At 59.1% G+C, this 8,733-nt stretch carries 11 protein-coding genes; 10 read left to right on the forward strand and 1 reads right to left on the reverse strand.

The features are described 5' to 3' along the window. The first annotated feature begins 47 nt into the window (after positions 1-47). The 10 genes from ARB25_RS04280 (at position 48) to ARB25_RS04325 (ending at position 7,963) form a co-directional block, all read left to right on the forward strand. Positions 48-848, forward strand: a complete 801-nt coding sequence (locus ARB25_RS04280) for a purine nucleoside phosphorylase YfiH/LACC1 family protein (RefSeq protein ID WP_055286078.1) — start codon at positions 48-50, stop codon at positions 846-848. Continuing rightward, positions 845-1,681 carry a phosphate ABC transporter substrate-binding protein gene (locus ARB25_RS04285; RefSeq protein ID WP_055286081.1) on the forward strand — a complete coding sequence of 279 codons (837 nt, stop codon included), beginning with the start codon at positions 845-847 and terminating at the stop codon, positions 1,679-1,681. The genes ARB25_RS04280 and ARB25_RS04285 overlap by 4 nt, the downstream gene beginning before the upstream one ends. 1 nt (position 1,682) lies before the next feature. Next, the gene (gene pstC / locus ARB25_RS04290) at positions 1,683-2,609 is read left to right on the forward strand and encodes a phosphate ABC transporter permease subunit PstC (RefSeq protein WP_006234251.1); all 927 of its coding nucleotides are present in this window, start codon (positions 1,683-1,685) and stop codon (positions 2,607-2,609) included. Between the two features lie 3 nt (positions 2,610-2,612). Then, positions 2,613-3,518: a phosphate ABC transporter permease PstA gene (gene pstA, locus ARB25_RS04295; RefSeq protein ID WP_055286083.1), complete on the forward strand. Its 906-nt coding sequence runs from the start codon at positions 2,613-2,615 to the stop codon at positions 3,516-3,518. Between the two features lie 12 nt (positions 3,519-3,530). Beyond that, entirely contained in the window at positions 3,531-4,334 is an 804-nt protein-coding gene (gene pstB, locus ARB25_RS04300) for a phosphate ABC transporter ATP-binding protein PstB (protein ID WP_006234249.1), read from the forward strand. A gap of 92 nt (positions 4,335-4,426) precedes the next feature. Next, on the forward strand, positions 4,427-5,284 hold the full coding sequence (locus tag ARB25_RS04305) for a phosphate signaling complex PhoU family protein (RefSeq protein ID WP_055286085.1): 858 nt from the start codon (positions 4,427-4,429) through the stop codon (positions 5,282-5,284). Between the two features lie 119 nt (positions 5,285-5,403). After that, positions 5,404-6,141, forward strand: coding sequence for a YggS family pyridoxal phosphate-dependent enzyme (locus ARB25_RS04310; protein WP_055286087.1), 738 nt, complete (start codon positions 5,404-5,406; stop codon positions 6,139-6,141). A 60-nt stretch (positions 6,142-6,201) separates the two neighbouring features. Next, positions 6,202-6,924 carry a cell division protein SepF gene (locus ARB25_RS04315; protein WP_022094497.1) on the forward strand — a complete coding sequence of 241 codons (723 nt, stop codon included), beginning with the start codon at positions 6,202-6,204 and terminating at the stop codon, positions 6,922-6,924. 36 nt (positions 6,925-6,960) lie between these two features. Next, entirely contained in the window at positions 6,961-7,227 is a 267-nt protein-coding gene (locus ARB25_RS04320; protein WP_488212537.1) for a YggT family protein, read from the forward strand. 61 nt (positions 7,228-7,288) lie between these two features. Further along, entirely contained in the window at positions 7,289-7,963 is a 675-nt protein-coding gene (locus ARB25_RS04325) for a DivIVA domain-containing protein (protein ID WP_006234242.1), read from the forward strand. Between the two features lie 167 nt (positions 7,964-8,130). Here ARB25_RS04325 and ARB25_RS04330 read toward each other — a convergent pair whose 3' ends face one another. Then, positions 8,131-8,661, reverse strand: a complete 531-nt coding sequence (locus tag ARB25_RS04330) for a nitroreductase family protein (protein WP_055286089.1) — start codon at positions 8,659-8,661, stop codon at positions 8,131-8,133. Positions 8,662-8,733: the final 72 nt, after the last annotated feature.

The raw sequence follows: 8,733 nt of genomic DNA on the forward strand, positions 1-8,733 counted from the left end.
GCTGTAGCGGCGATGCCGCGGTACTTGTGTTATTAGGAGGCTTTAGTATGGCAGCACGTGCGGACAAAGTTTCGCGTGTCGACCATGATGGAGTTACGTTGGTGGAGGGCGCGACATCCGATGTTCGCTTTGCCTTCACCGAGCGCGCCGGTGGCGTTTCCGAAGATGCGTACTCCTCACTCAACTTGGGCTCGCATGTTGGCGATGACCCCTTTGCTGTTCAAGAAAATCGTCGTCGTGCGCTCGAGGCTATGGGTGCCGCCGAGTGCGAGCACAACCTGCTCGTTCCCAATCAGGTCCATGGTGATCATATCGTTGCGGTGACCTCGAACGGCGCCGATGACCTTGAGGACGTTCGCGAGCAGATTGCCGAGGGCTGTGATGCCATCGTCTGCACGGCGCATAACGTGCCCGTGCTGCTCTGCTTTGCCGACTGCGTTCCCGTGGTGCTGGTGGCCCCCGGCGGATTTGCCGTGGTGCACTCCGGTTGGAAGGGCACGATTGCACGTATTTCCGCCAAGGCGTGCCAGGCGCTTTGCGATGCTGCCGGTTGCGATGCGAGCGACGTTTCCGCCTATATCGGCCCCCATATCTTGGGTGACGAATATGAGGTATCCCAGGAACTCATGGATCGCTTTGCCGCCGAGTTCTCTTGCATCGATGCGAATACCTCTCGCATGCTTGATCTTTCCGCTGCCATTCGCGAGGCGCTGGTAGATGTCGGTGTCGACGCGGATAATATCGTGGATACCCAGCTTTCGACCGTGCGTCAGAACGACCGCTTTTATTCCTACCGTAACGAGGACGGCACCTGTGGGCGCCATGCTGCGATCGGCATGATGCTATGAGAAAGATCGTATCGGTCCTGAGCGCCGCTGTGTTTACGCTTACGCTGTGCGCCTGTTCTTCGGGATCTTCTACCTCTTCCATTACCGTGGCCGGCTCCACGACCTGCCTTCCTATCGCCGAGATTGCGGCCGAGGGCTTTAAGGAGGAGACCGGCATCGACGTGCTCGTTTCCGGTTTGGGTTCTTCCGCTGGGATCGAGGCCGTCAGCGCCGGCACGGCCGATATCGCCAGCTCCTCCCGTGGACTCAATGCCGACGAACAGGATCTGGGCCTGACTCCCATCGTCATTGCCCACGACGGTATTGCGGTCATCGTGAACGACGACAATCCCGTCGATAACCTCTCGACCGAGCAGCTCCGCGATATCTACGCCGGCAAGATTACCAATTGGAAAGAGGTCGGCGGCGAGGACCTGAGGATTCAGGTCATCAACCGAGACGAGGCGTCCGGTACGCGCGAGGCCTTCCGTACCATCGTGATGGATGGCACGCCGTTCGATCGCCGCTCGGCTGTTCTTTCGGGTACGGGCCAGGTCCGCGACGTGGTATCTCGTTCGCGTGGGGCCATCGGCTACATTTCGCTGGGCTTCGTCGATAGCCTCAACGCCAAGACCTCGGTCAAGGCCGTCTCGGTCAATCATGTTGAGGCGTCCGAGAAGACGGTCGCGAGTGGCGGCTATCCCATCTCGCGCGACCTTTACTTCTTTGTGAAGGGTGCGCCTTCGCAGCGGGCGCAGGATTACATTGACTATGTGACGTCCGAAAAGATGGACAAGCAGATTCGCGAGGCGGGCTTTATCCCCGTCACCAACGACGAGAAGGGGAGTGAGTAGCATGGAAGCACAGGAAAACTCCCAGACTGAGCAGAATGTTCAGACGCCCAAGAAGCGCGAGCTGGCGCTCGTATCGCGCAGCACCTATATCAAGGAGAAGGCGCTGCAGTGGATCTTCTTTGCCTGCGCGTTCTTGGCGGTCGTCACCGTCATCCTGATTTTTGTCTTTACCACGTACTCGGCGCTGCCCGTCTTTACTGACATCGGTCTGGCGGACTTCTTTAGCTTTACGTGGGCGCCTTCCGAGGGCCACTACGGAATCTTGTCGCTGCTTGCCGGCTCGGGTCTGGTGACCGTCGGTGCGCTCGCCATGGGCGTGCCGCTGGGCGTGGGTACAGCCGTTTACCTGGTCGAGATTGCCAGCAAGCGCGTGCGCAAGCTCATCAGCCCTGCCGTCGACCTGCTGGCCGGCATCCCTTCTATCATCTACGGCTTTTTCGGCATGATCATCATCCGCCCGTTTATCGCACAACTGACCGGCGGCCTTGGTTTTGGTGCGCTGACGGCGTGGTTTGTGCTCGCCATCATGATCGTCCCTACCATCACCACGCTCACCATCGATGCTCTCAATTCCATTCCCATGGGCATTCGCGAGGCATCGTATGCCATGGGCGCCACCAAGTGGCAGACCATCTATAAGGTCGTGCTACCTGCCGCGAAGCTGGGTATCGTTGATGCCATCGTGCTGGGTATGGGCCGTGCCATCGGCGAGACCATGGCCGTGCTCATGGTCGTAGGTAACGCCCCGGTTATTCCCGACAGCATTGCGAGCCCCATCTCGACGCTCACGAGCCAGATTGCGCTCGACATGAGCTATTCCTCGGGTCTGCACCGCTCGGCGCTGTTCGGCATGGGTGTGGTCCTGTTTATCATCTCCGCCACGCTGGTGGGCATCGTCCGTCTGATTTCCAAGAAGAAGAGGGGGTAGGCTATGTCCGATTCCGTTGACACGACGGTCGATACGACCTCGTCGCGCGAGCGCATCAAGCGTGCCCTTTCCCACGGCAAGAAGGGCCGCATCAACAAGGACCTGTCCAACAAGATCATGCTTGGCGTGTTTCGTGCCGCTGCCTACATCACCACGCTGGTGCTGGTCGCTATCATCGCCTACGTGGTCATCAACGGCCTGCCACACATCTCGCTCGACTTTATCTTCGGTTGGCCCCAGGGCGTCAACGCCGAGGGCGGAATTTGGCCCACGATCGTCTCGACCGTCTACGTGACGGCGCTCGCCATGCTTGTCTGCACGCCGATCGCTGTGCTGGCAGCCGTCTATCTGGCCGAGTACGCCAAGCAGGGCAAGGTCGTCGAGCTCATTCGCTACGCTGCTGACGCTTTGGCCTCGGTGCCCTCCATCGTTATGGGCCTGTTTGGCTACGCCTTGTTTGTCGAGGCTATGGGCCTGGGCCTTTCGATGGTCTCTGCCGCTCTGGCACTCGCGCTCTTAATGCTCCCCATCGTCATGCGCACCACCGAAGAGGCCATTCGCGCCGTTCCGCGCTATATCCGTTGGGGCGCGTACGGCCTGGGCGCCACCAAGTGGCAGGTTGTCTCCAAGATCGTGCTTCCTTCTGCCTTTGGCCGTATTGCCACGGGCATCGTCCTCGCCATCGGCCGTGCCATTGGCGAGACCGCGGTGGTGCTCTACACCATGGGCCAGGCCATCAACCTGCCTATTTCGCCGCTCGATTCCGGCCGCCCCATGACCGTTCACCTGTACCTGCTTGCCAACGACGGCATCAACATGAACGCAGCCTACGGCACCGCGCTCTTGCTGATGGTGATCATTTTGGCCTTCAACCTGTTTGCGCGCTTCCTGTCGCGTAAGCGTCGCTAGTTAAGGAGTCCCATGTCCGTTTATCAGTCCGCTCCCGCGTTGGAGCAAGCGGCCATTACGGCCAAGGATTTCAACTTTTGGTACGGTGACTTTCATGCGCTGACGGGGCTTGACCTCAACATCGCCAAAAACGCCATCACCTCCTTCATTGGCCCTTCGGGCTGCGGCAAGTCGACGTTTTTGCGCTGCATCAACCGCATGAATGACCTGATCGAGGGTACGCGCGTCGAGGGCACCATGACGCTCGACGGCAACGATATCTATGCCGAGGGTGTCGACCCGGTCGACCTCCGTCGCCGCGTGGGCATGATCTTTCAGCAGCCCAATCCGTTTCCCAAATCCATCTACGAGAATGTCGCTTTTGGCCCTCGTCTGCAGGGCGTGACTAGCAAAAGTGACCTCGATGACATCGTGGAAGAATCGCTTAAGCGCGCCAACCTCTGGAAAGAGGTATCCAATCAGCTCAACAAGGATGGTTTGGCGCTCTCGGGCGGTCAGCAGCAGCGTCTGTGCATCGCGCGCGTGCTTGCGGTGCAACCCGATGTCCTTCTGATGGACGAGCCCTGCTCCGCCATCGACCCCACGTCCGTCTCTAAGGTCGAGGATCTGATGGCCGAGCTGGCGCCCGAGATGACGATCATCATCGTCACGCATTCAATGCAGCAGGCAGCTCGCATTAGCGACTACACCGCATTCTTCTTGCAGGAAGTTGCCGGCGAGCCCGCCACGCTCATCGAGTATGGTCAAACCGACGCGATCTTCACTAGCCCGGTGGACTCGCGGACGGAAGACTATATCACCGGCCGCTTTGGCTGATCGGTGCGACTAGTCCCAAGCCGATCGGATCTGGTCCGGTGCGTATTCACTGTGCGGGCGGCATGACCGCACCCAACTGATTGGAGTGAACCATGCGCAAACTGTTTTCCCGTCAGCTCATCGAGGCCCGTCACGAGATGCTGAGCATCTACGAGGCCGTCGATCTGGCCCTCCACGATGCCGTGAAGGCCTATGTGACCGACGACCGCAAGCTCGCCACCAAGACCAAGAAGCGCACGCTTTCGGTTGACGCACGCTGCGCCAACCTGGAGGCCGTCTGCTACAACCTGATTGCCACGCAGTCACCGGTCGCCTCCGACTTCCGCTTGCTGCAGACGATCATCTACGTCGACTTTAACCTGCAGCGCATGACCGATAAGGTTCGCCAGATTTGCCGCGCCACGCGTCATATGATCAAGGCCGACATCTCGCTGCCCAAGGAGCTTGTCGGCACGGTCGAGGCCGAGGCTGAGGCCGTCTACCAGGTGCTGGGCTCTTCGCTTTCTGCGCTCGTCACCAACGACATGTCCATCATCTGCAACTTGGCCGTCGAGGACGAGCCAGTGCACGCCGCCTACGAGAAGTTCTTCCGCACCTTTAACCGCATGGACACGGGCGATTTTATGGACGACGACAGCAACTATGACGACCTGCGCCGCGCCATCATGGTATCGCGCTATCTCGATCGCATCGCCTCGATTTCCATCGATGCCGCCTGCCGTCTGACCTTCCTGTTGACCGGACAGCGTATGACTGCCGGTGATATCGCCTGCACTGATGAGGATGAGCTCGAGAGCATGCGCGTGCCTTCGGGCGAGGGTGTTATCATGAGGCCCGCCGTCGATGCACGCTACGTTGCCAAGGTGCCCGCTAACGAGGTCAGCGAGGGTCTTCGCTACCTGCTCGATCATCTTGAGGACGAGGACGATGGCGAGGACGACGAGGAGTAAGTAACCCCGTTCGTCGAAAGATTGTAAATACCTAAGTGAGCGCGGCCTTGCACATGCGGGGCCGCGCTCTTGCGTTAGCATGGGACTACTTGTTTGGCTGTCAGCGGAGGCGATTGGCAATGGATAATTATTTGAACTTGATGCGCGCTCGCCGCGAGCAGATTCTGGAACGTTTTTATGCGGCGCTCGATCGCGCGGGCCGCCCCCACGACGCCGCACGCCTCATTGCCGTGTCCAAGACCGTTGGTGTCGATGAGACCGTTGCCGCCATCCAGGCGGGGTATCGCCATTTTGCCGAGAACCGCCCTCAGGAGCTGGTTCGCAAGCTCACGGGTCTGGCGGAGCATCCGGAGCTGCCCGAAGTGCGCTTCGATATGATCGGCAACCTGCAGACCAATAAGATCAATGCGGTGCTGGGCTCAGCCGAGCTGATTCACTCGGTGGGTTCGCTGCATCTGGCGCAGGCGATCTCGAGCCGTGCTGTCCGCAAGATTGAGGCAGGCGAGCTCGCCGGCCCCCAGCGTGTGCTCATTGAGGTCAATGTGAGTGGTGAGGAGTCGAAGGGGGGCTTTTCGCCCGATGAGATTCGCGCCGCCGCGGGTGAGCTTGCGGAACTTGAGGGAATTTGCGTGCAGGGGCTTATGACTATGGCGCCCCGGGGGAATAAGGATGTGGCACGCCGCACCTTTGCGGGGCTTCGTGAGCTGAGGGATGAGCTGGAGGCGGCGCATCCCGATTTGAACCTGCCTGAGCTTTCCTGCGGCATGAGCGAGGACTTTGAGCCTGCCCTTGAGGAGGGCTCTACGCTCGTTCGCCTGGGCAGGGTAGTATTTAGCCCGGAGTTTGCAGTAAAATAAGGCTCTGAAGTGCGCACTGATTATCGGGGCGCCTGCACTAAACCGCGAGAGGACACAACCATGGGCTTCCTTGACGAGATTAAAAATAAGATGCACCTGGGCGGCCAGCAGGGTTACGACCAGGGTTATGGCCAGGACGACGACTACGGCTACGATGACGGCTACGACGATGGCTATCAGGGCAACGGCTACAGCGGTGCTTCGGGCGAGGGCTTCTACACCCAAGACGAGCCGAGCAACGGCCTGCTTGGCCAGACGCGCCGCGGTGAAGCTGAGTCGGTTGCCGTGTATACGCGCTCCGGTCAGCTGGTCGGCGATGACTCCCGCCATGCCACGACGTATAACCCGCCTTCGCGCTCGCAGGACAGTGTTGCGAGCGGTTATCGTCCTGGTGCCTATGACACGCCGTCGAGCTACGCCGAGAATACCCGCGCCCGTGCCGCCGCTGCACCCGCGCCTGCACCGAGCGATGCCTCGGCCTATGCGAGCAATATCATCAACGCCACGCCGCAGCTGCCGGCCTATGTCCTGCGCCCCGAGAGCTATGACGACGTGGAGACCGTGGTGCGCCGCGTTCGCACCAAGCAGCCTGTCGCACTGATTTTTGTGGGCGTACGCACCGAAGTTGCCAAGCGCGTCTTGGACTTCTCTTACGGCTTTGCCTGCGGTCTGGGTGCCACGGTCAAGGAGGTGGGCGACCGCGTGTTCATGGTGCTGCCCGCCGGTTGCGAGGTCAAAGATTCCGATCTCAAGAAGCTTCGTGCCGACGGCTACCTTAAGTAAAGACAAGACGAGGAGATTCCCATCAACATCTACACTATCGTCCAGCTGGTCAACACGCTGTTCAACTTCTATTCCACGCTCATTGTCGTCTACTGCTTTATGACGTGGATTCCCATGAAGCAGGGTGGTTTGCTTCAGGATATTGCCGCGGTGCTTGATAGCGTGTGCGGTCCGTGGCTCAACCTGTTCCGTCGTTTCATCCCGCCGATGGGCGGTATCGATTTTTCGCCGGTCGTTGCGATTATTGCGTTGCAGTTGGTGCAGAGGCTGGTTCTGCAGCTTCTTATAGGTATACTCGTGTAGAACTGACTTAGTAACTTACGTCGGGCGTGTAGCGCCGAGGCGATGAAAAAGGAGACTTGTTATGGCTATTACCCCTGCAGACATCCAGGCTCAGACTTTCTCTGAGGCCAAGCGTGGCTACGATCCTGCTGAGGTCGACGTCTTCTTGGAGACGCTGTCCTCCGAGGTTGACGCTATGCTCGCTAAGATCGTCGACCTTAAGGGTCGTCTGACTGCTACCGAGCAGCAGCTTGCCGATGCGCAGGCTCAGCTTGCCCAAGCTCAGGATGCCACCGCCCAGGCCGTTCCTGCCGCCCCCGTGGCTGCTCCCGCCCCTGACTTCTCCGCTCAGGAGCGCCAGATTTCCGCTGCCCTGATCGCTGCCCAGCAGACCGCTGAGACCATCGTCAACGATGCCAACGAGAACGCTGAGCGTATCCGCAACGAGGCTGACGCCAAGGCCCGCGAGGTTATCCGCCAGGCTCTGACCGAGAAGCAGGCCGAGCTCGAGGAGATCGATCGTCTCAAGGCTTCCCGTGAGGAGTTCAAGGCAGAGTATCTCAAGCTCATCCAGCACTTCATGGACGATGCCCAGAATTCCTTCCCGGCCGATCTGATGGCCTCCACGCCGGTCGGTTCTGCCGCTTCTCCTGCAGTGACTGTTCCCGCCGAGCCGCTGCCCGTCGCTGACCCGGTTGTCCCCGTGGCCGATCCCTTCGCCCCGATCGACAACTTTGCTGCCGACGACCTGGACTAACATTCGGCCTACAATTTAGTGCCTAGAAAGGACCCGCAGCTTGCGGGTCCTTTTTTATGACTGTGCAGGGGCGCGCAACATAAAAAACCGAGCCCTGCACATTGTGGCGCAGAACTCGGCGAATGGGTGAGCGGTAAAAGGTAGGTTTTAGGGCATGTGCCAAAAAACTACTTGAGGAGGAAGTTGGGGAGGGGAATGGTACGGGCCTCGCGATGCTCGGGGTCGGCGATGTGGTCGGCAGGATAGCCACAGACAAGCATGTGATAGGGATAAACGCCCTTGGGCAGATTGAACTGCTCCTGTGCCACCTCTGGCTTAAAATGGCATACCCAGCACGTTCCCAGGCCCTGCTCGGTGGCCTCCATCATCATCTGATCGCAAACGATGGATGTATCGATTTCGCTGGAATTCATCTGATCATACGGGCGCACCCAAGCATCATCGGTAACGCTGCAAATAAGGAAGATAAGCGGAGCGCCAAAGATAGACCCATCACGAGCAAACCGAGGCTGACAAACAGCAGCCTTCTCCAGAAGCTCAGGCGTATCCAACACCATCACACGGGTTGGATGATTATTACAAGCAGAAGGAGCAATCCGCCCAGCCTCAACAATGGCATCCACCACAGCTTGCTCAACAGAACGATCCTCAAACTCACGACAAGAATATCGACCCCGAGCCAGATCCATATACGACATACAAGCCCTCCAACAATTTAAAATCAAACAAACCCAAAGTAACCCAAACAGTATCCAAAGCAGCAATCAGCC

The sequence above is a fragment of the Collinsella aerofaciens genome (assembly GCF_001405375.1).
In the GTDB taxonomy this organism is placed as follows: domain Bacteria; phylum Actinomycetota; class Coriobacteriia; order Coriobacteriales; family Coriobacteriaceae; genus Collinsella; species Collinsella aerofaciens_F.

What these genes read in the sequence shown, in the direction of transcription:
- ARB25_RS04315 (WP_022094497.1), top strand. Translation starts at nt 6,202, where the DNA reads ATGGGCTTCCTTGACGAGATTAAAAATAAGATGCACCTGGGCGGCCAG.
- ARB25_RS04310 (WP_055286087.1), top strand. Translation starts at nt 5,404, where the DNA reads ATGGATAATTATTTGAACTTGATGCGCGCTCGCCGCGAGCAGATTCTG.
- ARB25_RS04325 (WP_006234242.1), top strand. Translation starts at nt 7,289, where the DNA reads ATGGCTATTACCCCTGCAGACATCCAGGCTCAGACTTTCTCTGAGGCC.
- ARB25_RS04280 (WP_055286078.1), top strand. Translation starts at nt 48, where the DNA reads ATGGCAGCACGTGCGGACAAAGTTTCGCGTGTCGACCATGATGGAGTT.
- pstB (WP_006234249.1), top strand. Translation starts at nt 3,531, where the DNA reads ATGTCCGTTTATCAGTCCGCTCCCGCGTTGGAGCAAGCGGCCATTACG.
- ARB25_RS04305 (WP_055286085.1), top strand. Translation starts at nt 4,427, where the DNA reads ATGCGCAAACTGTTTTCCCGTCAGCTCATCGAGGCCCGTCACGAGATG.
- pstC (WP_006234251.1), top strand. Translation starts at nt 1,683, where the DNA reads ATGGAAGCACAGGAAAACTCCCAGACTGAGCAGAATGTTCAGACGCCC.
- pstA (WP_055286083.1), top strand. Translation starts at nt 2,613, where the DNA reads ATGTCCGATTCCGTTGACACGACGGTCGATACGACCTCGTCGCGCGAG.
- ARB25_RS04330 (WP_055286089.1), bottom strand. Translation starts at nt 8,661, where the DNA reads ATGTCGTATATGGATCTGGCTCGGGGTCGATATTCTTGTCGTGAGTTT.
- ARB25_RS04285 (WP_055286081.1), top strand. Translation starts at nt 845, where the DNA reads ATGAGAAAGATCGTATCGGTCCTGAGCGCCGCTGTGTTTACGCTTACG.